Source organism: Photorhabdus kleinii (assembly GCF_025384885.1).
GTDB classification, from domain to species: domain Bacteria; phylum Pseudomonadota; class Gammaproteobacteria; order Enterobacterales; family Enterobacteriaceae; genus Photorhabdus; species Photorhabdus kayaii.
The window spans coordinates 14,056-37,123 of sequence record NZ_JAJAFY010000030.1 but is presented as its reverse complement, the minus strand read 5'-3'; the positions used below and the strand labels follow the sequence as shown (position 1 = coordinate 37,123).

Sequence of the window (23,068 nt, the reverse complement as noted above, 5' to 3'; positions counted from 1 at the left end):
TTAACGTACCTTCAATGTTGCCAAGCCAATCAGCACTAGCATCAGAGAAATAATCCAAAAACGCACAATAACACGCGGTTCTGGCCAGCCTTTCAATTCATAATGATGGTGAATAGGCGCCATACGGAAAATACGCTGCCCGCGCAGTTTAAAAGAACCCACCTGTAAAATAACTGACAGGGTTTCCACCACAAATACACCGCCCATAATCACCAGTAGAAACTCTTGGCGTAGCAACACAGCAATCGTCCCCAGTGCACCACCTAATGCCAAAGAGCCCACATCCCCCATGAAAACCTGAGCCGGATAAGTGTTGAACCACAAGAAACCTAGTCCTGCGCCAACAATCGCAGTACAGACGATAACCAGCTCACCAGCATGGCTCAGATAAGGGATATGCAGATAGTTAGCAAAATTGACATTACCTGTCGCCCATGCCACCAAAGCAAAACCCGCGGCAACAAAAACGGTTGGCATAATTGCCAAACCATCCAATCCGTCAGTCAAATTCACTGCATTACTGGTTCCGACAATCACAAAGTAAGTCAACAGAATATAAAGCACACCCAGTTGCGGCATCACATCTTTAAAGAATGGCACGACCAATTGTGTTGCCGGAGTATCTTTACCGAAACTGTACATTGCAAACGCCACCCCCAACGCCAGGACGGACTGCCAGAAATACTTCCAACGGGCAATCAACCCCTTAGTATCTTTGCGCACAACTTTGCGGTAATCATCCACGAAACCAACAATGCCGTAACCAATCAGCACAATCAGCACGCACCAAACATAGGGGTTATTCAAGCGCACCCACAACAGTGTAGAAATCGTAATTGAAAGTAAAATCAGCAAACCACCCATCGTCGGCGTACCACGTTTGCTAAAGTGAGATTCCGGCCCATCATTGCGAACAACCTGCCCAATTTGTAATTTTTGCAGAAAGGCGATCATACGCGGCCCCATCCACAATGCGATAGCCAAAGCAGTCAGCAGGCTGACGATAGCCCTAAACGTCAAGTAAGAAAAGACGTTAAAGCCGGAGTGATATTTGACCAAATATTCGGCCAGCCAAACTAACATGTGAAGCTCTCCTGTAATGCGTGGACAACATCTTCCATTGTGGTATTACGCGAACCTTTAACTAACACTGAAAAGACTTTGTGTTGTTGTAATAGTGGAACCAATGTTGCGATCAATGCAGCTTTATCCGCAAAATGCTGACCACAACCGCTCGCTTCACTAACATGAATACTTAATTCGCCCACACTGAACACACTATCGATACCGCGAGAAGCTGCGGTTTCACCAATCTGACGATGGTAATCTGCTGACTGTTCACCCAATGCCCCTATATCGCCAACAACCAGCACTCGGTAACCCGGCATCTGTGATAACACCTGAACTGCAACGGTCATTGAACCGACATTGGCGTTATAAGTATCATCAAGCAGCAATTTTCCTTCTGCCAGATTGATTGGAAACAACCGCCCTGGTACCGCTTTCAGCTCAGACAAGCCCAAACGGATATCTCGCAGGGTTGCGCCAACAGAAATTGCTAACGCACTGGCCGCTAACGCATTGGCGATATTGTGTTTTCCAGGCAACGGCAAATTGATTTCTGTGCTACCAATAGGCGTATGCAGACAAAAATCCGTAGTCAGTTGTTTAACCTGAACATCTGTAGCGTAAAAATCAGCACCTGATGCTTGTTGCATGGAAAAACGCTGTACTGTTTTGTCGCCAATAACCTGCTGCCAGTGAGTCCAATCATTGCTTTCCATATTGATAATGGCCGTACCTTTCTCTGAAAGACCGGTAAAAATCTCGCCCTTAGCTTTTGCAATACTCGCCAGAGAGCCAAAATCCGCTAAGTGCGCAGCAAACAGGTTATTGACTAATGCCGTTTCCGGCCGAACCATTTCTACGGTATAGGCAATTTCACCAACATGGCTTGCACCTAATTCAACCACAGCAAACTCATGTTGTTCTGTCAGCCTGAACAATGTCAGCGGCACACCGATATCATTATTCAGGTTACCTGCGGTATAGAGCGTATTGCCACATTGGCGCAAAATCGCTGCGGTCATCTCTTTTACCGATGTTTTGCCGGACGACCCCGTCAACGCAACAACACGGGCATTACTCTGCTGGCGAACCCAACTCGCTAATTTACCCATTGCTAAACGAGTATCTTTAACCACGACCTGTGGAAAGTTAATATCCAATACGCGGCTGACGAGCAAAGCACTGGCACCGGCTTTTACAGCATCAGCAAAAAAGTCATGAGCATCAAAACGCTCACCTTTCAAAGCAATAAACAGACTGCCATTTCCAACCTGACGGCTGTTTGTAGTCACATCACTGATACAAATATTTGCAGCCTGCTGTTCAGTCACCTGATTTAATACGCCATCCGTTACTTGCGCCAGTTGTTGCAAAGTGAGGGAAATCATGCAATCACCCCCAATAACCGAGCAACAGTCAACCGGTCTGAGTAATCTAAGCGGCGATGGCCAACCAATTGATAATCTTCATGGCCTTTACCCGCTATTAATACAACATCATCTGCTTTTGCCTGCATAATAGCGCTGGTTACCGCTTCAACACGGCCATGAATCGCTATCGCACTCCCCGGATCAAGAAAACCCGTCAAAATATCAGCAACAATTACCTGTGGTTCTTCATTACGCGGATTATCATCAGTAACAATCACATAATCGGCCCACTGCTCTGCAACGCCCCCCATCAATGGGCGTTTACCTTTATCACGATCACCACCACAACCAAAAACACACCAAAGCTTACCTTGACAATGCAAACGTGCAGCCATCAAAGCTTTTTCCAGCGCATCAGGTGTGTGAGCATAATCAACAACGACAACTGGTTTGCCCGGTGCAGTGAATACTTCCATTCGTCCACAGACAGGTTCCAGGCAGGAAGCTGTTGCAAGCAGTTTTTCCAGCGGATAATCCAAAGCTAATAAGGTGGAAAGCGCCAACAACAGGTTGCTGACATTAAATGCTCCCATCAGGGCGCTATCAATTGTACCGCCTCCCCAACTGGACTCGAAGGTAATGGATACCCCTTTATCGTGATACTTTATTTCATGCGCCGCTAACCAACGCCCCTGCCAATTTTCCGGCAGACAGTTTTCCATCGTCACAGCAACCGCTTGCGGTAAACGGGACAACCATTTCAATCCAGTCTCATCATCAGCATTAATGATTTGTTGCTTCACATTATGAGTAGAAAATAACAGCCATTTAGCGGCTTCGTAGTGTTCCATATCACCGTGATAATCGAGATGATCACGGCTCAAATTAGTAAACACTGCCGCTTCAAACGGCAACGCAGCTACACGCCCCTGAACCAGTCCATGAGAAGAGACTTCCATTGCCGCAAAAGTCGCCCCTTGCCGAACAAGTTGTTGCAAATCCAGTTGAATATCAACAGCCGAGCCTGTGGTATTTTCAGTTGGCGCCACATGCCCCAGTAAACCATTACCGACAGTTCCCATCACGGCACTGGTTTCCCCCAATCCGTGACTCCACTGAGCAAGTAATTGGGTAGTGGTTGTTTTACCATTGGTTCCGGTTACACCAATCAAGTGCAATTTATCACCAGGGTGACAATAAAACTCACCAGTTAACTGTGACAACTTATTATTCAAATCGTTCACATAAACAACCGGAACACCGTGCATAATCTGTACGGTTCCGCTATTGGCCTCGCCCCGGGCTTCTGCAATAACCGCCGCAACCCCTTGTGCGATGGCTTGAGGAATGTAGTCTCGACCATCTGCCTGGTGCCCTTTAATGGCAACAAACAGATCTCCGGCAGCCGATTTACGGCTGTCCAATGTCATTTCGCGTAACGCACGCACTGGGGCGTCAATACCCAATGGCGCAAGTAAATCGCGTAGATTACGATCTGCCACCTGTATCCTCTTTCTTATTAATCACAAATTCGTTTTTATCACCTGCCGCCAAAGCATCTGGCTCCACATTCATGATGCGTAGAACACCCCCCATGATGGTGCCAAATACCGGCGCAGAAACCGCACCACCGTAATACTTACCTGCCTGTGGCTCATTAATAATCACAACCAGTGCAAATCTTGGATTACTTGCAGGGGCAACACCTGCGGCGTAAGAGATATATCGACTAGCATATTTGCCATCCGGCCCAACTTTCTTAGCTGTACCCGTCTTGATTGCAATCCGATAACCTTTTATCGCAGCTCGCACTCCGCCGCCGCCGGGCAGAGCCACACTTTCCATCATATGAACGACTGTGCGCATAATTGGTTCAGGAAATACTCTTGTGCCTGGCACAGGTGGATCAACTTTGGTAATTGACAGAGGACGATAAATACCCAAACTACCAATCGTTGCATAGACCCGCGCTAACTGTAATGGTGTTACCATCAGCCCATAACCGTAAGAAAAGGTCGCTCTATCAAGATCTGACCACCGTTGTTTTCCTGTTGGATATAAGCCACTGCTTTCTCCAACCAACCCCAGATTGGTCGCCTTTCCTAACCCAAAACGTGAATAAACATCCACCAATTCTGTCGCGGGCATCGCCAACGCTAGCTTAGAAACACCGACGTTACTCGATTTTTGTAAAATACCAGTGATAGATAATTCCGGATAACGGGATACGTCTCTGATTTCCTTACCGCTTATCCTATAAGGTACTGTATTAATAACGGTATTTTCTTTGATGATACCATCATTCAGCGCAGCCATTACCACCATCGGCTTAACAGTGGAACCTGGCTCGAAAATATCGGTGATAGCCCGGTTACGCATTACTTCTTTTGGCGTATTGATGCGATTATTTGGGTTATAAGATGGGCTGTTTGCCATTGCCAGCACTTCTCCGGTATTAACATCCACCAACACCGCTGTACCGGATTCTGCTTTATTAAAGGCCACCGCATTGGTTAATTCGCGATAAACCAGCGCCTGTAAACGTTCATCAATACTCAATACCAGATTGTGTGCCGCCAGACTATCCACAGATGAAATATCTTCGATAACACGGCCAAAGCGATCTTTGCGTACAGTCCGCTCACCCGGTTGCCCCGTCAACCAACGATCAAAACTTTTTTCTACGCCTTCAATACCCTGACCATCAACGTTGGTCACGCCAATAATATGTGCCGTTACCTGACCTGACGGATAATAACGCCGGGATTCCTGACGCAAATAAATTCCCGGTAATTTCAGTTTATGAATATAATCGCCAACTGATGGGTTAACCTGACGCGCTAAATAAACAAAACGGCCTTTTGGATTAACGCTAACTTTGTCAATAAGCTGCTCAAGAGGCAAATTAATGGCATCAGATAAAGCTTTCCAGCGGGTATCACCCGTAATTCCCCCTTGTTCAAATACCTCTTTCGGATCTGCCCAAACAGCATTGACTGGAACGCTAACAGCCAGAGGTCGGCCCATTCGGTCACTGATCATACCGCGAGCGGTAGGGACTGATTGCACGCGCAGGGAACGTAAATCACCTTCTTTAACCAGTTGATCAGGATTGATGACCTGCAAATAAGTCACTCTCAACAATAAGGCAATTAAAGCTACAGCAATCCCCCCGCATAACAAAGCAAAACGCCAGCTAACAAAACTGGCTTTATCTTCTTGCCTTTTTAACTTCACGGAGCGTACTGCTTTCATCTCTTACCTTTTTAATAATTAAATTAACTCACTGTGAAACAACAATGTTTTCCTGAGCAGGATTAACATGCTGCATATGCATTTTTTCAACAGCTATCCGCTCAACCCGGCTGTGATCACCCAAAGCATTTTCTTCGAGGATCAAATTGCGCCACTCGATATCTAATGCATCACGTTCCACCACCAGATGCTCTCTTTCAGCCGTCAACAAACGGGTTTCATGTGCAGTAGTTACAACAACTATGGCCGAAACCAGTACAACGACTAGAAGAATTAACGGTATCTTGGCATTCTTGAGCAAATCGCTGCCGATAATACCGGTTAATCCGTGACGTTCACCTGCCATTATTCACTAACTTTTTCAGCAAAACGCAAAACAGAACTACGAGCCCGTGGGTTATTAGCCACTTCTTCCTCTGGAGGTTTCATCTTGCCAATCGATTTCAAGCTACGCCCACCTTGTGCTTTCAGTTGCTCTTCTGTGAGTGGCAATCCTGCCGGTACTTGTGGCCCTCGACTATTCTGACGAATAAATCGTTTAACAATCCGATCTTCCAGCGAATGGAAACTAATCACTGAAAGTCTCCCCTGCGGTGCAAGCACTTGTAATGCTCCCTCCAGCGCCTGCTCAATCTCTTCCAGCTCACTGTTGATATAGATCCTAATAGCCTGGAAGCTCCTGGTTGCTGGATGCTTATGTTTTTCTTTTACCGGGCTGGCCTGAGCAATCAAATCGGCTAGCGCTTTTGTTCGGATAATTGGCTCTTCCTGATTGCGTGCCACAATTGCTCTGGCAATGCGTTTGGCGAAACGCTCTTCACCAAATGTTTTCAATACCCAGGCAATATCATCTGCTGTTGCGTTCATCAGCCATTCTGCTGCTGACTGCCCGCGAGTCGGGTCCATCCGCATATCTAGCGGCCCATCACGCATAAAAGAAAAACCGCGTTCCGGATCATCCAACTGAGGCGAAGAAACACCTAAATCCAGTAATACACCATCAATTTTGCCGATTAGCCCGGCTTTTTCTGTATAGTGAGCCAATTTAGAAAATGGCCCATGTACAATTGAAAAACGTGGATCTGTAATTGCTTTCGCCACTTCAATCGCCTGAGGATCTCGATCAATGGCAATTAAGCGACCTGCCGTCCCCAATTGCGACAAAATCAGACGTGAATGCCCTCCACGGCCAAATGTGCCATCAATATAGATGCCATTTTCACGAATATTCAGCCCGTTGACTGCTTCATCCAACAATACGCTGGTATGTTTAAAATGACTATTTGCCATATTTATAGTGATAATTCCTGTAGCCGTACTGATAAAGGTTCCTGTGTGGATTGCTCAGCCGCAATATCATCTTTAACCTGTTGATACCAAGCCTGTTCATCCCACAGTTCAAATTTGTTGAACTGACCAACCAGCATGACCTCTTTGACTAGCCCTGCATGCTGACGCAATGTATTAGCTAATAAAAGACGTCCTGCACTATCCATCTGGCATTCACTGGCATGACCTAAAAGTAAACGTTGCACCCGACGCTCCGCCGGGTTCATGCTGGATAAGCGAGAAAGTTTTTCTTCAATAATTTCCCATTCAGATAATGTATAAAGCAACAAGCACGGTTGATGAAGGTCAATGGTACAAACCATTTGCCCTTGTGATTCCTCATTTAGCATAGCCCGGTATCGGGTAGGTACGGTGAGCCGCCCCTTGCTATCGAGATTTATCTGCGTTGCTCCACGAAACATCCTCAGGTCGCCCCTGGTGATCAAAAATTACCACTTTATCCCACTAATCCCCACAATAAGGAGTTTACGGATGGGACGAAAACCTTGTCAAGCCAGAGCCGATGCGCTTTAGCTATATTTGATGGCAGGATTTTGGCTGTTGGGAGGCATAATTATTAAATTTAGCAATATCAATAATAATTAACACCATGATAATTCTGAATAATTTTACAAGCACAGGGAGAATAAATGTTTACGGCAAAATAATGAAAAAATAGTTGTGTGATTAATTTATTTACATAATTTACATTTCATTACTATTTAACCACCGTGCAGCAATGTTTATCATTCTATTTGATGCATTCAACACTCAAACTAACTAGCAGCAAAAAACCACAAAATAAATATTATTAAAATCAATTTAATATATAAAAGACGGTAAAAAAACGGGGATAAATAGACAAATCCCAAACTCAAATAAGCGCTGTTCCATGCGCTTCTTTCTACTGAATAATTTATGTATGAACGAAATTGCTATTTGCTCGCGCTGAAACACTTCTTTTAAGACAGATCTGACAACCAAAACCCCCCATCAGAAAATTAATGAGGGGTTTTTATTATATTTTCCGACTCAGGCTTCCTCGACGACATAAGTCACGATGTATCCGTGTGATACCTGGCCCTGGCTTCTGCTTTTCATCCAGACTTGTTAACACCAGTTCCAATACCCGTTCAGCAATTTCACGATGACGCTGCGCTACAGAAAGCACTGGACATTCAAGGAAATCCAATAATTCATGATCACCAAAAGTCGCAATAACCAATTGATTTGGTAAACGACCGCTGTGTTTTAGCGTAACATCCATGACTCCCTGTAACAGGGCAAAAGAGGTGGTGAACAACGCTTGTGGCATTGGATGAGTTTCTAACCATGTGGTGAACACTTCAGCAGCCGCATCACGCTCATAGCTGTTTGAGTAAAGATACATCACTTTACGAGGGTCATCTTTCCATGCTTCACGGAACCCCTGTTCACGCAGAAAACTGACCGATAATTCAGGTAATGCACCGAGATAAAGCACAGATTCAGCAGGGAATTGGCGAAATTCTTGTGCCAACATCTTTGCATCTTCAAAATCATCACCCACTACGCTGATAAAGTGTTCATTTTCGAGTGCCCGATCGAGAGCAATAATAGGCAAAGAACGATTTGCCCAGCGTTGATAAAAAGGATGCTCCGGCGGTAATGCGGTAGAAACAATAATTGCATCCACCTGACGTTGTAGCAGGTGTTCAACACAGCGCATTTCATTATCAGGTTGGTCTTCCGAACAGGCTATCAATAACTGATAGCCACGCTGACGAGCCTGACGTTCCAAATAATTAGCAATACGGGTATAGCTGGTATTTTCTAAATCTGGAATAACCAAACCAATAGAACGGGTACGTCCTGCACGGAGACCGGCTGCCACAGCATTAGGATGGTAATTATGCTCTCTGACCACTGCCATCACTTTTTCTACCGTTTTATCACTGACACGGTATTGCTTGGCTTTACCATTAATTACATAACTGGCCGTTGTGCGTGAAACACCTGCAAGGCGGGCGATTTCATCCAGTTTCACATTAACTCCTTCATAGACCCCAAAAAGGCCCTACTTTATCGCAGAGCCTGATAAATGTATGCACATAGCCCCGCAGTTTGCGATTTTTCATCGCATAATTTTATCCCCACGAGAGACACCGACAATACCCGAACGAGCAACTTCAACAATTTCAGCAACATCCCGAACAGCATCGAGAAAGGCATCCAATTTATCGCTGGTTCCCACCAACTGTACGGTATATAAGGTCGAAGTCACATCAACGATCTGCCCACGGAAGATGTCAGTACTGCGTTTGATCTCTTCACGTCCATATCCACTGGCCTGCAATTTGACTAGCATAATCTCACGCTCTACATGAGAACCCGGCGCCAACTCGCTGACTCGTAACACATCTACCAACTTGTGCAACTGTTTTTCAATCTGTTCAAGTACCCTTGCATCGCCCTTAGTCTGAATTGTCATCCTCGATAATGTCGGATCATCGGTTGGAGCAACAGTTAAACTTTCAATGTTGTAGCCACGTTGGGAAAACAGACCAACAACCCGGGACAAAGCCCCTGATTCGTTTTCAAGTAATACAGATAAAATCCGGCGCATAATCAGGTTCTCTCCGTTTTGCTTAACCACATCTCATCCATTGCTCCTCCACGGATCTGCATAGGATATACATGTTCAGTTTCATCCACAGTGATATCAACAAATACCAGCCGCTGATTTTCAATCACCTCTTTCAAGGCTTCAGCCAATTTACTTTCCAATTCATCATAACGTTGAATAGAAATGCCAACATGACCGTAAGCTTCAGCCAATTTGACAAAATCAGGCAAGGATTCCATATAAGATTGAGAGTGACGACCGGCATAAATCATATCTTGCCATTGTCTTATCATCCCCAAGAAACGATTATTCAAGTTCAGAACCAGTACCGGCAACCCATATTGCAACGCGGTAGACAACTCCTGAATATTCATCTGAATACTGCCATCCCCCGTAACACAGACTACCGTCGCTTCCGGTTTCACCAGTTTAACGCCCAAAGCAGCCGGTAAACCAAATCCCATAGTTCCCAAACCACCGGAACTGATCCAACGCCTTGGTTTATCAAATGGGTAATGCAATGCAACAAACATCTGATGCTGCCCAACATCTGAAGTGACATAAGCTTCCCCTTTCGTCAGACGATAGAGAACCTCGATAGCCGCTTGTGGTTTTATTTTTTCACCGCTGCGATCAAAACTGAGACATTTACGGCTACGCCATTGCTGAATAGATAACCACCAATCTTTTAGCGCATCTGGATCTTGCGTGTCTTCCATTGTCTCCAGCAACGCCAGCATCTGTCCAAGCACCTGTTTAGCATCACCAACAATAGGTACATCTGCGGAAACCGTTTTCGAAATTGATGTTGGATCAATATCAATATGTAATACCGTTGCTTCCGGGCAATATTTTTCCAGATTATTGGTGGTGCGATCATCAAAACGTACACCGACAGCAAAAATCACATCTGAATTATGGATTGCTTTGTTAGCTTCGAATGTACCATGCATACCGAGCATGCCCAGGCTTTGCGGATGAGTTGCAGGGAAACTGCCTAATCCCATCAGGGAGCTCACAACAGGGATATTGAACTTTTCTGCCAATACCAGTAATTCTGCTGAACAATCTGCGTTAATCACCCCCCCGCCTACATATATGACTGGTTTTTTCGCATTCAATAGTTTTCTTAATGCCCGCTTAATCTGCCCTTTGTGTCCTTGAATCGTTGGATTATAAGAACGCATACTTATCTGATCAGGATAAATATAGGGTAATTTTACTGCCGGATTTACCGTGTCTTTCGGTAAATCAATAACGACGGGTCCCGGACGACCACTGGAAGCTAGATAGAAGGCTTTTTTCAGTACCTTCGGAATATCCTCTGCTTTTTTCACTAAAAAACTGTGTTTTACGATCGGGCGGGATATCCCTACCATGTCACATTCCTGGAATGCATCATTACCAATCAACGAACTGGCGACTTGACCGGACAATACAACCATTGGAATTGAATCCATATAAGCTGTGGCAATACCGGTAATGGCATTAGTTGCTCCTGGACCGGAGGTGATCAATACCACACCAACCTTCCCGGTAGAACGAGCATAACCATCAGCCATATGAACTGCCCCCTGCTCATGACGTACCAGGATATGCTCAATGCCCCCAACCGTATGCAGGGCATCATAAATATCCAGTACTGCCCCCCCCGGATAACCGAATATATGCTTAACGCCCTGATCAATTAATGATCGGACGACCATTTCAGCTCCTGATAACATCTCCATAGGTTTTCCTCCAGGCTCTGTTTGCAAGTTAATAAATCAGAAGTTACTTCCACTTTTATTTTAGTAAGACGAATGGCCTCTCAGCGATATATTGATGCTGAGTCAATTAACATAACGCTAGAAACGGGTGTTAGCAATGTGAGTACAAGGAAGAATAACCACTTTCTGAAAATTCAAGATGTCTCTTGCAAGCGTTATCTTGCTATCAAGAAGCTAAGGACAAGCAGAATATGAGTGGCTATACCTAAAAAGAATGACAACGTATAGGTATTATCCAATATATATACCCGTTATCTTTCAAGTTGCCTCTTTGTTGGCTGCACTCGCTCACCCCGGTCACATAGTTTGCTATACTCCCGGGGATTCACTCCCTTGCCATCGCGATGCATCTTGAAATCCATTGGGTATAGTTCAATTTTAACTTCTAATGTTTGATGAAGTCTGGTTTGGCGCTTGCAGGATTAGATAAAACCCTATGGTTACTTGCTGCTAATAAATTGGGTTTAAAGACAAAAAGTATCAAAAAAGATTTTTTCCGCCTGCCTTATGTAGAGCTGTCTGGAATGCAGATAGACAACATTTCATTTCGTGCCAAGAAAACCAAGTTGTGTCCCTCAATTCAATAATCGTCCTAAGAAATATAAATAGATACAACCTAATTTATTCGATTATCATTCAGTTAGATAAAAATTATCTGACTGTTAATGGTGAACAAATGATACTAGTTGCCAATATGAACATAATGGTAGAAATAAAAACTGACCGACGGAAAATGATTGACTATGTGCTCAATCTGTTAAAAACCAAAACCGAAGAAAGCTTTTTGGAACGACAATTACTTCTCAATTCATCTTTTAAAACAAAAAGAACCAATTCAGTAACACTTTATCTGGAAGATAAGAATTATTTTTTAAATCAATGAGGAAGAAACCACATATGCCTGATGAAGCACTACAACAACCTAAACATAAAACAGTAGGAATATTTGAAAACTATCAAGAAATCATACCTGACGATAAACTTTCATACTTTGAAAACGCACCTTCTATAACCTTGCATGTAGCTCCCCAAGGTGCTCCGATGAACCGATGGAAACAAATATTCCTAGAACTGTATTTGATGGAATTAAATATACAGGTATGGTTAAGGAACTTCCACTGAAAGTACCGAGAACAGTTGAAGAGTTTCGGGAACTGGAAAAACAAGCTCAGAATGGTAGCGCTGATGCCTATTTTTTATTAGGCAAACTTTATACTGACAATTCATTAAAGGAATCAGAAAGGGATTACCAAAAAGCCATAGCGTATTATGGCAAGGCCTTAGAGTTAGATAAAAACCATGCGGAATCTTTATATAATCTCGGTATAATTTATAGTTTTGGTTATGGAGTACAAGAAGATCAAATAAAAGCCAATGATCTACTTAAGAGATCCGGAGATTCTGGAATAATAAATGGATATCAGATAATAGGGGTAAATTATTTATATGGTTCAGGGAATAGCCCGCAAGATTTAGAAAAGGCATATCATTATATTAAAATAAATGCTGAAAAGGGCACTGTGGAAAAAGGAATATCTCAAGAAATAATAAATCATTGGGATGAATTCTTAATTCTCATGGGATATAAACCCATCCCATTAGTAGAAAAAAGTAACTAAAAATATACTTATAATCCCGTTCTGTATTCAGAGCGGGTTATTTTACAGTAGGTAAATGATATTTTGACAACTTATTTAAAACACACAAACCCTATCATAATTACATAAAACATGAAAAAACCGGTCACATTCATTATATAAGGAAACTCTGATTCACAACATTGAATTATCTTTTAATACCTTTTCTAGCTTAGGAAAAACAGTAAAACCGTCGCGATCTAAAAAGTGCCCGCCATCAGGGAAACCATATAATTCAGCCCGGAGCTGCTGACTTAAATTTAATGTAAACTGTGGCGATACAATCTCATCATTAAGCGATAATATCGCTATTCGTTGTTTTATTTTCTGTATGAGGGGACGAAAATTCAAGTTCTCCTCAGTAAATATATTTAATTCAGGTAAAGTTGATAACTTTTCATAAAATCCCGCGATTAATACAACTCCCCCTATATTTATATTATCAGGTAAAGATGCGATGTAACGGAGTGTAGTAATGCAGCCTAGACTATGCCCGATAAAAAGTGTTCTTTCATTAGGATTAGGTATACTCTCCTGCAATTTTTCTTGCCATAAATGGGGGGAAGGAGCATGAGATTCAGGCATTTCCGGCACGATCACATTAACATTTAACTTTTCATACTGAGCTTTAAGCCAAGGAAACCAATGATGATCAGGAGTCGCCATAAGACCATGAACAATAACTACATTATCAAAATTCATCAATTCACCTAATTATACAAATTATATTTTATTTACCATATAAACTTTACCATTATCTTATTCATATATTTAATACAGGAATAGCACAATACTGTCAACCAATATATTCTCTATGATTCACCAAGAAAGTAATGCTAATCTCATAAAATCATGCTCATTCGATCTGTAATATTTAACAATTACAGAATAATCTTAGATAGTATAATTTATCTGTGATTTTAAGGCGGGATAAAAGTTTATTAGTCCAATATTGAATTCTTTAAAGCCGGGCATTCATGGGATAAACCCAAAGCGGGATATTACTACAATATCCCTCATACTTTCCCTGAATAACCGGTAACACTAACTCTTTGTAGAAAATCCCGAAAATCAATCCTGATACATAGATTCAATTTCTTCATGGTAACGCTGCATAATAATTTTCCTCCTCAATTTCAGTGTTGGAGTTAATTCACCTGTTTCCATTGAAAATGGTTTTGGCAGTAATATGAAACGCTTTACCTGATCGAAGTGAGCAAAGTTTTTCTGCACCTCTTTCAAGCGTTGCTCAAACATATCGATAATCTGACTATGACGCAGTAATTCAACCCGGTCATGATATTTGAGATTAATTGACCTTGCATACTCTTCCAATGCTTCATAACAAGGCACGATAAGAGCGGATACAAATTTACGGGCATCAGCAATAACAGCAACATGCTCAATAAAACGATCTTGCCCTAACGTGCTTTCAATCATTTGAGGAGCAATATATTTACCATTCGATGTTTTCATCAAATCTTTCAGACGTTCAGTAATGAACAAATTACCATTTTCATCCAACTTACCAGCATCACCTGTACGCAACCAACCGTCTTGAGTAAATGCCTTGGTGGTTTCTTGCTGATTATTGAAATAGCCTTTCATCACAATTGGGCCACGCACTTGTATCTCATCTTCTCCACCGATACGGACGTCAATGCCAGGCAAGGGTTTACCAATAGAACCAAATATATAACCTTGCTCTTCCCAACAGGAAACCGTGGCACAAGTCTCTGTCATACCATAGCCATATTTGATATTTATCCCAACAGCGAGAAAAAACAGGATAATCGTTTCGTCCAGACGTGCGCCAGCAGCAGGTAAAAACCGAACTCTGCCCCCCAACACATTTCGCAATTTACTCAACACCAATTTATCAGCCAGTCGATGCATTGCTGTTGACCAAGGACAGCTTTTTTTACTTTGCAAATTACGTAAAAACTGACGCTCACCACATTTAATCGCCCAATTAAAAAGTTTTCTTCGATGCCAAGGAGCCTTAGAAACCTTTTCAAAAACCGCACTATAAATTTTTTCGTAAAATCTCGGCACTGCACACATCACTGTCGGGCGGACATCCGCCATCGCTTGACGAACAAAATTAGTGTCGGTCAGATAAACATTTTGTGCTCCTACATGCATGACATAGAAACTCCATGCGCGTTCAAAGACATGGGATAACGGCAGAAAACTCAAAGAAATGTCCTGATCAGTTAATGTCAAGATATGATCATGTGAATACAACTGATAGGCTAAATTGCGGTAATCAAGCATGACGCCTTTAGGCTCACCCGTGGTACCAGACGTATAAATAAGTGTAAAAAGATCATCCAGATTGTGGTTAGCAATACGGGTTTCCAACGCAGATTGATGTTGTAATTTATTATCGGCCATGAAATCAGATAAATGCTGAGCTAATGAACAATCCCGCAAATCGACTGATTCATCTAAGACAATAATGTGACTTAACTGAGGGCAACGTTCTGTCAAAGAAATAGCAACATCATACTGCGGCTGTCCACCAACAAACAAAATACGCACACCAGCATCATTAAGTATGAAACCAGCTTGTTCTTGACTACTGGTTGCATACAGAGGGACAGTGACCGCCCGAAGTTGTAATACAGCGATATCTGCCAATGACCACGCCATGCTGTTATGTGCAAATAGGCCAATTTTTTCTTGCACATCAATGCCAATCTCCAACAACGCCCGGCTAATAGCATTGGTCTTTTTACCAATATCATTCCAGTTTAGTTCGAGTTGTTCAGCCGGAGACCATTGGCGAAAAGCAATTTTCTCTGGGTGTTGTTTGATTTGTTGTTGCAACCGGTTTATCAAGTGATAAGGATGTAAATTTTTAGTTATCACAATTTTTTTCCTGTTCGAAAAACTTTTTTCTTATCGGAGAAAAAACAGTAATTTTATTCTCTGATAATACCTTTTCGCATCACTTATTCGCTTTTCAGCTTACAGGTGTTAGCTATTTCCTTGCAGTCTACCGATTCCTGAACAACAGGAAAAGCCTATTTCTCAAAAGTTGAAAAATTTGTGATAAAATAAAAAAACTCACCACCCTTATCCAGTAGTGAGTTTTCAAGTTAATTATCTGCTACTAAGTTGACTCAACAACGATTTCATCCATTGATGCCCTTTATCTTTCGTTGTAGATTCATGCCAAACCAAATAACACGGACGACTTACTTTATCCCACGGTAATGAAACCGCTTTTATTGCTAATTGTTCGTTATAGTGCTCAACTAACCATTTTGGCGCAATCGCAACCAAATAGGTTTGAGAGACAATATGCAACACACTATTCAAATCGGTCCCCTGATAAACCACCGAACGCAAACGTTCACCTCCATCATAATAGGGAACGCTGAATGAACATATATTATCCAATGATACAACGGCATGATGTTCCTCATACAATTGCTGCTCACTAATACTATTTTCAATTCTTGGATGATGATTAGAAACAGCCAAAACCAACTCATCATTGAATAACGGGTAATGATGAAAATCCATACGTTCTAGCTGCGTATAGCTAATGACAAACTCAGTTTCCTGATACCTGAGCTGATGTTCAATATTATCATGTAGATATGATCTAATCGTCACCCCCAGATTGGGTGTATTTTGTTTCACCTGTTCAACTATTTTTGCAGCCAGTCTAATATCTAGAGGGCTACAAATTGAAAGACTAAAAATCCTATCACTATTATCAGGTTCAAAACCAACCCCAGGTAACTCGTTATATACCAGTTGTAATGCCTGACGGACTGGACCAAATAATTGATGAGCTCTTGCCGTCGGTTGTATTCCACGCCCATAACGCACAAATAATTCATCATTGAACATTAGCTTCAAACGAGAAACCGCATTACTGACAGCCGGTTGTGACATTCCTAATATCTGTGCCGCACGTGTTACATTCTGCATTTGCATAACTGCATCAAAAACAGTCAACAGATTGAGATCCACATTACGTAAATGAATTTCATTTGGATCTTTTTTGGTTGCAGTTACTGAGGTGTATTCAGCCATTGTTTAACTCCACTAAACTGATGCAGATGATCCCGGCTAATAACAAAACATCGGAAATACCTTCATTTATTACTCAGATATTACGATGACTCTAACTATTAACGAGATCAATTGTCTTAATCATTTCGATAACAAATAATTAAGACTCGTCCTTGTACAAATCTGAATACGCATAGCTAACCAGCGCATCCCCTTATTAATGTTAAAAATATATAATTTCAATTAGTAGACAATGTAGTGCTCATTATTCATTCACAAAAAAGTACAATTACGTTAACAATTTATTCACCCTGATATTTTGTATATGATGATAAATCAAAGAATTACACAATTCACAATAAAATTACTGACTTATTATTATTAAACAATTTTATCAGAGTTATTATATTATAGAATTATTTTTTCAAAGATATATAACATAACTTCCTATTTGTATCTATTTTTCCAATGACAAATGATGTTTTTCGGAAAAATACAAATCGACTTCCAGCTCATCACACAAAAAATACTTAATTTTAATTAATCAGTATAATGCGCTATTTTTTATATAAATCAGAGCTTATCATTAAAGTCAAACCAGAACAAAAAAGGATAAAATAAAAGCTTTTTAAATATAAACAGATCAACACTTCAATTTACCACCATGAGAAAAGTAAAACCAAGAATCATATGCCTAAATGAATTCTTGACATCACTTTTAAGATAACGTATCAATAAAAGCATATGAATCACAAATACTCATTAATACTACTGAAAGGTTGGATCGATATGATTCACTCAATTTGTCTACTAAACCTACTACTCATCGTATCTGATATGCGCGGTATGCTGGTGGACAGAAAACAGAGTTGATTCAAAACAGAGTTGGTCCAAACCAGACATTAACAAGAACCCGCGCCAAGCGCGGTTTTTTTTTACCTGCTGGGCGCAAAAAACAACCATGAGAGGAACGTACATATGAACCAGCAAGTTATTATCTTCGACACCACGTTACGTGATGGAGAACAAGCATTACAAGCCAGCTTATGTGTGAACGAAAAACTCCAGATTGCCTTGGCCTTGGAGAAAATGGGTGTTGATATCATGGAAGTCGGTTTTCCAGTTTCCTCTCCTGGTGATTTTGAATCTGTACAGACGATCGCTAAGCAGATAAAAAATAGCCGTGTTTGCGCCTTAGCCCGTTGTGTAGAAAAAGACATTGACGTGGCTGCAGAAGCATTAAAAATTGCAGACGCTTTTCGGATCCACGTTTTTTTAGCCACTTCCGATTTACATATTGAATCCAAGCTGAAAAAAACATTCGAAAATGTCATGGAAATGGCAACTCAATCAATCAAACGGGCACGTCGTTACACTGATGATGTCGAATTCTCCTGTGAAGATGCGGGCCGTACACCTATTGATAATCTGTGTCGGATCGTTGAAAACGCTATCAAAGCAGGCGCAACAACGATCAATATCCCAGATACTGTCGGTTACACCACGCCATATCAATTTGGCGGCATCATCACTAACTTGATCGAACGCGTTCCTAATATTAATAAAGCGATAATATCCGTCCATTGCCACGATGATTTGGGGATGTCTGTCGCCAACTCTATCACAGCAGTACAATCCGGAGCCCGTCAGATAGAAGGGACGATAAACGGTCTGGGTGAACGTGCCGGTAACTGTTCACTGGAAGAAGTCATTATGGCGATTAAAGTCCGTCAGCAAATGTTAGGCGTTTATACTAATATCAACCATCAGGAAATTTACCGCACCAGTCAGTTGATCAGTCAATTATGCAATATGCCAATCCCCGCGAATAAAGCAATTGTTGGTAGCAATGCATTTTCCCACTCATCCGGGATTCATCAAGACGGGGTACTGAAAAATCGTGAAACTTACGAAATTATGACACCAGAGTCCATCGGCCTGAAAGAAATTCAATTGAACCTGACTTCCCGTTCTGGCCGCGCCGCAGTGAAACACCGTATGGAAGAGATGGGATATCAGGATAAAGATTACGATCTGGATAGCTTATACGAAGCCTTTTTACGTCTGGCAGATAAAAAAGGCCAGGTATTTGACTATGATTTGGAAGCCTTAGCGTTCATCAATTTGCAACAACAAGAACCCGAATTTTTCCATCTGGACAACTTTAATATCCAATCTGGCTCCAATGTGATGACAACAGCCGCTGTACGTTTAGTGTGTGGTAAAGAGGTGAAATCAGAAGCTGCCACAGGTAATGGACCGGTAGATGCTGTCTATCAGGCAATCAGTCGAATAACTGAATACCCAGTTGAACTGGTTTCTTATCAGTTATCAGGTAAAGGCCAAGGAAAAAATGCACTGGGTCAGGTAAATATCGTTGTCGAATGCTTTGGGCGTCGCTTCCACGGCATGGGATTGGAAACAGATATTGTTGAATCTTCTGCCAAAGCAATGATTCATGCTCTGAACTGCGTTTGGCGTACAGAGCAAGTTAAGAAAGAGAAACAACGTATACAGCAAAATACAAAGGAAATGGTGTAAACATGTCGAACAATTATCATATTGCAGTTTTACCCGGTGATGGTATTGGCCCTGAAGTTATGGCACAAGCCTATAAGATATTGGACGCAATCCGTAAGCGTTTCAATATCCGTATCACCACCAGCGAATATGATGTGGGTGGGATTGCTATCGATCGCCACGGCTGTTCACTACCGGCAAAAACCGTAGCAGGTTGCGAACAGGCTGATGCCATATTGTTCGGCTCCGTGGGAGGGCCTAAGTGGGAACATTTACCACCAGCAGAACAACCTGAGCGTGGCGCACTGTTGCCATTACGCAAACATTTCAAACTATTCAGCAACTTACGTCCTGCCCTCTTATATGCTGGATTAGAGGTATTTTGTCCTTTACGCCATGATATTGCCGCCAAAGGCTTTGATATTTTATGTGTCCGTGAATTAACCGGCGGTATCTATTTTGGTCAACCCAAAGGACGTGAAGGCCAAGGTAAATATGAACGAGCATTTGATACTGAGGTTTATCACCGTTTTGAAATCGAGCGTATTGCCCGCATCGCCTTCGAATCCGCTCGCAAACGCGGTAATAAAGTCACATCTATTGATAAAGCAAATGTGTTGCAGAGTTCCGTATTGTGGCGAGAAGTTGTTACTGAGATTGCAAAAGCGTATCCAGATGTAGAAATCAATCACATGTATATTGATAACGCCACCATGCAGTTAATTAAAGATCCATCCCAGTTTGATGTGATGCTGTGCTCTAATATTTTCGGCGATATCTTATCTGATGAGTGCGCCATGATTACCGGTTCAATGGGCATGTTACCTTCTGCCAGCCTGAATGAAAAAGGTTTTGGCCTGTATGAACCCGCTGGTGGTTCTGCACCAGATATTGCCGGAAAAGGTATTGCTAACCCGATAGCCCAGATCCTGTCTGCCGCTTTACTGTTGCGCTATAGCTTAGGTCACAATGACGCCGCTAATGCGATTGAACAAGCGGTTAACTACGCGCTGGAACAGGGCTATCGCACAACAGATTTAGCCGGAAACGGTAAAGCAATTAGCACTGATGAAATGGGCAGCACTATCGCCCGTTATATAGCCGAGGGTGTTTAACATGGCTAAGACTTTATATCAAAAATTATATGACGCTCATATTGTCCGGGAAGTACCTAATGAAACCCCGTTACTCTATATTGATCGTCATCTGGTTCATGAAGTAACCTCCCCGCAAGCTTTTGATGGTTTGCGTACTAAAGGCCGCCCAGTGCACCAACCAGGTAAAACGTTCGCAACAATGGATCATAATGTATCCACGCAAACAAAAGATATTAACGCTTGTGGTGACATGGCACGTATTCAAATGCAAGAGTTGATGAAAAACTGTGCCGAATTCGGTATCACATTATATGACCTCAATCATCCCTATCAGGGGATTGTTCATGTCATCGGCCCTGAACAGGGGATAACCCTACCAGGCATGACGATTGTTTGTGGTGATTCCCACACTGCCACGCACGGAGCATTCGGCTCGTTGGCCTTCGGTATTGGCACTTCTGAAGTTGAACATGTACTCGCTACCCAAACTCTGAAACAAGCCCGTGCCAAGACTATGAAAATCGAAGTGATGGGGGATGTCGGTGATGCTATTACCGCCAAAGATATCGTTCTGGCGATCATCGGCAAAACAGGCAGTGCAGGTGGTACAGGGTATGTGGTGGAATTCTGTGGTAAGGCGATTGAAGCACTTAGCATGGAAGGCCGTATGACTTTATGTAACATGGCAATTGAAATGGGTGCTAAAGCGGGTTTGGTTGCACCGGATGAAACCACTTTTACTTATATGAAAGGCCGCCAGTTCTCACCGAAGGGAGAGCTATGGAAGCAAGCTGTTGCTTACTGGAAGACATTGAAATCCGATCCTGATGCACAATATGACACCATTATTACAATTAATGCAGAAGAGATCTCTCCACAGGTCACATGGGGAACAAACCCTGGACAAGTGATCGCCATTGATCAAACAATTCCAGCGCCGGAATCTTTTAGTGATCCTGTTGAACGAGCATCTGCTGAAAAAGCACTGGCGTATATGGATTTGAAACCCGGTATTAAGCTAACAGATGTGAAGATCGATAAAGTCTTTATCGGCTCTTGCACCAACTCCCGAATTGAAGATTTACGGGCTGCCGCAACCATCGCACAAGGCCATAAAGTTGCACCTGGTGTTCAGGCGATCGTTGTTCCCGGATCAGGCCCCGTTCAAGCACAAGCAGAAGCAGAAGGTTTAGATAAAATTTTCATAGAAGCCGGTTTTGAATGGCGTTTACCCGGATGTTCCATGTGTCTGGCAATGAATAATGACCGCCTGCAACCCGGTGAACGCTGTGCTTCTACCAGTAACCGCAACTTTGAAGGGCGCCAGGGACGTGGTGGACGCACCCATTTGGTAAGTCCAGCGATGGCAGCAGCAGCAGCGATTAATGGTCATTTTATCGATATACGCCATCCAGCACAGAAGTCATAAAGGAGAGAATGATGGAAAAGTTTATTCAACATACCGGCTTAGTTGCTCCTTTAGATGCGGCAAACGTCGATACTGATGCCATTATTCCCAAACAATTCTTGCAAAAAGTCACTCGCACAGGCTTTGGTCAGCATCTGTTTCATGACTGGCGTTTTCTTGATGACGCAGGACAAAAACCTAATCCTGAATTCGTATTAAATCAGCCTTGTTATCAGGGTGCCAGTATCCTTCTGGCTCGTGAAAACTTTGGTTGCGGTTCCTCCCGTGAACATGCACCTTGGGCACTAACGGATTATGGTTTTAAAGTTGTTATCGCCCCAAGTTTTGCGGATATTTTCTACGGTAATGCTTTCAACAACCAATTACTGCCAGTAAAACTGAACGATGACGATGTCAATGAGCTATTTGAGTTGGTTCAGCAAAACAAAGCTTGCCGTTTTACTGTCGATCTAGAACAACAGAAAGTCCATGCTGGCGATAAAGACTATGATTTTGAAATCGATAGTTTCCGGCGCCACTGTATGATGAATGGTCTGGATAGTATTGGCCTAACATTACAACATCTGGATGCCATAATAACCTACGAGCAAGAACAACCGATTTTCCTACGTTAATTTTTCCGTTATTGATTTATCCCGTAGTTTTCTACTACGGGATTTTTCTATCGGTGTCAAAGGCAAAAACAGTACCACCACGTCTATACTCATGCAGACAGTCACATTTTCAGCTATATAAAGGGCTTTAACTAATACTCTACCATTCCCCATCACATTTAAAATAAATTTACAGATAGAAATAGCGATAGTAGCTGGACAAAACGCCTCCAATACCAGATTATTACTCGCTTTAAACTGATATGTAAAAGAAGTAGAGAGTACACAATGTACAATAAGAAAAAAAGCCAGTAAGCTTTCTTACTGGCTGGCAAATCACCATTACTCAAGAAAATTGGGGGAG

General features: G+C 42.3%; 19 protein-coding genes. 6 read left to right on the top strand and 13 right to left on the bottom strand.

Features of this window, described 5'->3' with window-relative positions:
* The 10 genes from mraY to ilvI all read right to left on the bottom strand — a co-directional run bounded on the left by mraY (position 1) and on the right by ilvI (position 11,357).
* On the bottom strand, positions 1-1,083 hold the full coding sequence (mraY, locus tag LG003_RS14605; RefSeq protein WP_011147820.1) for a phospho-N-acetylmuramoyl-pentapeptide-transferase: 1,083 nt from the start codon (positions 1,081-1,083) through the stop codon (positions 1-3).
* Positions 1,077-2,456, bottom strand: coding sequence for a UDP-N-acetylmuramoyl-tripeptide--D-alanyl-D-alanine ligase (gene murF / locus LG003_RS14600; protein WP_112878549.1), 1,380 nt, complete (start codon positions 2,454-2,456; stop codon positions 1,077-1,079). Before murF ends, mraY begins: the two co-directional genes overlap by 7 nt.
* Positions 2,453-3,940, bottom strand: a complete 1,488-nt coding sequence (gene murE, locus LG003_RS14595) for a UDP-N-acetylmuramoyl-L-alanyl-D-glutamate--2,6-diaminopimelate ligase (RefSeq protein WP_112878550.1) — start codon at positions 3,938-3,940, stop codon at positions 2,453-2,455. Before murE ends, murF begins: the two co-directional genes overlap by 4 nt.
* The gene (locus LG003_RS14590) at positions 3,927-5,693 is read right to left on the bottom strand and encodes a peptidoglycan glycosyltransferase FtsI (protein ID WP_262981035.1); all 1,767 of its coding nucleotides are present in this window, start codon (positions 5,691-5,693) and stop codon (positions 3,927-3,929) included. Before LG003_RS14590 ends, murE begins: the two co-directional genes overlap by 14 nt.
* A 28-nt stretch (positions 5,694-5,721) precedes the next feature.
* Positions 5,722-6,042, bottom strand: a complete 321-nt coding sequence (ftsL, locus tag LG003_RS14585; RefSeq protein ID WP_041380284.1) for a cell division protein FtsL — start codon at positions 6,040-6,042, stop codon at positions 5,722-5,724.
* Positions 6,039-6,983 carry a 16S rRNA (cytosine(1402)-N(4))-methyltransferase RsmH gene (gene rsmH / locus LG003_RS14580; protein ID WP_112878553.1) on the bottom strand — a complete coding sequence of 315 codons (945 nt, stop codon included), beginning with the start codon at positions 6,981-6,983 and terminating at the stop codon, positions 6,039-6,041. Before rsmH ends, ftsL begins: the two co-directional genes overlap by 4 nt.
* A 2-nt stretch (positions 6,984-6,985) precedes the next feature.
* Positions 6,986-7,444, bottom strand: a complete 459-nt coding sequence (gene mraZ / locus LG003_RS14575; protein WP_011147826.1) for a division/cell wall cluster transcriptional repressor MraZ — start codon at positions 7,442-7,444, stop codon at positions 6,986-6,988.
* Positions 7,445-8,040: 596 nt separating this feature from the next.
* A complete protein-coding gene (gene cra, locus LG003_RS14570; protein ID WP_112878554.1) occupies positions 8,041-9,048 on the bottom strand; it encodes a catabolite repressor/activator in 1,008 nt (335 codons plus the stop codon).
* A gap of 87 nt (positions 9,049-9,135) precedes the next feature.
* Positions 9,136-9,627, bottom strand: coding sequence for an acetolactate synthase small subunit (gene ilvN, locus LG003_RS14565; protein WP_167405300.1), 492 nt, complete (start codon positions 9,625-9,627; stop codon positions 9,136-9,138).
* A gap of 2 nt (positions 9,628-9,629) precedes the next feature.
* Positions 9,630-11,357 (bottom strand): acetolactate synthase 3 large subunit, encoded by a 1,728-nt coding sequence (gene ilvI, locus LG003_RS14560; protein ID WP_112878555.1) that lies wholly within the window; start codon positions 11,355-11,357, stop codon positions 9,630-9,632.
* A gap of 446 nt (positions 11,358-11,803) precedes the next feature.
* Here ilvI and LG003_RS14555 point away from each other — a divergent pair, with 446 nt between their 5' ends.
* Entirely contained in the window at positions 11,804-11,983 is a 180-nt protein-coding gene (locus LG003_RS14555) for a hypothetical protein (protein WP_205072949.1), read from the top strand.
* 462 nt (positions 11,984-12,445) lie between these two features.
* A complete protein-coding gene (locus LG003_RS14550) occupies positions 12,446-13,015 on the top strand; it encodes a tetratricopeptide repeat protein (protein WP_262981034.1) in 570 nt (189 codons plus the stop codon).
* 153 nt (positions 13,016-13,168) lie between these two features.
* On the opposite strand, the gene LG003_RS14545 is transcribed toward LG003_RS14550, so the two are convergent.
* The 3 genes from LG003_RS14545 to leuO form a co-directional block, all read right to left on the bottom strand.
* Positions 13,169-13,735, bottom strand: coding sequence for an RBBP9/YdeN family alpha/beta hydrolase (locus tag LG003_RS14545; RefSeq protein ID WP_262981033.1), 567 nt, complete (start codon positions 13,733-13,735; stop codon positions 13,169-13,171).
* 369 nt (positions 13,736-14,104) lie between these two features.
* Positions 14,105-15,904: an AMP-dependent synthetase/ligase gene (locus LG003_RS14540; protein WP_262981043.1), complete on the bottom strand. Its 1,800-nt coding sequence runs from the start codon at positions 15,902-15,904 to the stop codon at positions 14,105-14,107.
* 237 nt (positions 15,905-16,141) lie between these two features.
* Positions 16,142-17,086 carry a transcriptional regulator LeuO gene (leuO, locus tag LG003_RS14535; RefSeq protein ID WP_112878561.1) on the bottom strand — a complete coding sequence of 315 codons (945 nt, stop codon included), beginning with the start codon at positions 17,084-17,086 and terminating at the stop codon, positions 16,142-16,144.
* A gap of 957 nt (positions 17,087-18,043) precedes the next feature.
* On the opposite strand from leuO, the gene leuA reads away from it, so the two are divergent.
* Genes leuA through leuD form a run of 4 tightly spaced genes read left to right on the top strand, consistent with a single transcriptional unit; the run spans position 18,044 to position 22,725 of the window.
* On the top strand, positions 18,044-19,606 hold the full coding sequence (gene leuA / locus LG003_RS14530) for a 2-isopropylmalate synthase (RefSeq protein ID WP_262981032.1): 1,563 nt from the start codon (positions 18,044-18,046) through the stop codon (positions 19,604-19,606).
* Positions 19,607-19,608: 2 nt separating this feature from the next.
* Positions 19,609-20,700, top strand: a complete 1,092-nt coding sequence (gene leuB / locus LG003_RS14525; protein WP_262981031.1) for a 3-isopropylmalate dehydrogenase — start codon at positions 19,609-19,611, stop codon at positions 20,698-20,700.
* Between the two features lies 1 nt (position 20,701).
* Positions 20,702-22,111 (top strand): 3-isopropylmalate dehydratase large subunit, encoded by a 1,410-nt coding sequence (gene leuC, locus LG003_RS14520; protein WP_112878565.1) that lies wholly within the window; start codon positions 20,702-20,704, stop codon positions 22,109-22,111.
* An 8-nt stretch (positions 22,112-22,119) separates the two neighbouring features.
* A complete protein-coding gene (gene leuD / locus LG003_RS14515; RefSeq protein WP_112878566.1) occupies positions 22,120-22,725 on the top strand; it encodes a 3-isopropylmalate dehydratase small subunit in 606 nt (201 codons plus the stop codon).
* Positions 22,726-23,068 lie beyond the last annotated feature (343 nt).

Bases quoted from the DNA above. Each gene is read 5' to 3' on its own strand.
- mraY (WP_011147820.1), bottom strand. From the start codon at position 1,083: ATGTTAGTTTGGCTGGCCGAATATTTGGTCAAATATCACTCCGGCTTT.
- murF (WP_112878549.1), bottom strand. From the start codon at position 2,456: ATGATTTCCCTCACTTTGCAACAACTGGCGCAAGTAACGGATGGCGTA.
- LG003_RS14590 (WP_262981035.1), bottom strand. From the start codon at position 5,693: ATGAAAGCAGTACGCTCCGTGAAGTTAAAAAGGCAAGAAGATAAAGCC.
- rsmH (WP_112878553.1), bottom strand. From the start codon at position 6,983: ATGGCAAATAGTCATTTTAAACATACCAGCGTATTGTTGGATGAAGCA.
- mraZ (WP_011147826.1), bottom strand. From the start codon at position 7,444: ATGTTTCGTGGAGCAACGCAGATAAATCTCGATAGCAAGGGGCGGCTC.
- ilvN (WP_167405300.1), bottom strand. From the start codon at position 9,627: ATGCGCCGGATTTTATCTGTATTACTTGAAAACGAATCAGGGGCTTTG.
- ilvI (WP_112878555.1), bottom strand. From the start codon at position 11,357: ATGGAGATGTTATCAGGAGCTGAAATGGTCGTCCGATCATTAATTGAT.
- LG003_RS14550 (WP_262981034.1), top strand. From the start codon at position 12,446: ATGGAAACAAATATTCCTAGAACTGTATTTGATGGAATTAAATATACA.
- LG003_RS14545 (WP_262981033.1), bottom strand. From the start codon at position 13,735: ATGAATTTTGATAATGTAGTTATTGTTCATGGTCTTATGGCGACTCCT.
- leuO (WP_112878561.1), bottom strand. From the start codon at position 17,086: ATGGCTGAATACACCTCAGTAACTGCAACCAAAAAAGATCCAAATGAA.
- leuA (WP_262981032.1), top strand. From the start codon at position 18,044: ATGAACCAGCAAGTTATTATCTTCGACACCACGTTACGTGATGGAGAA.
- leuB (WP_262981031.1), top strand. From the start codon at position 19,609: ATGTCGAACAATTATCATATTGCAGTTTTACCCGGTGATGGTATTGGC.
- leuC (WP_112878565.1), top strand. From the start codon at position 20,702: ATGGCTAAGACTTTATATCAAAAATTATATGACGCTCATATTGTCCGG.
- leuD (WP_112878566.1), top strand. From the start codon at position 22,120: ATGATGGAAAAGTTTATTCAACATACCGGCTTAGTTGCTCCTTTAGAT.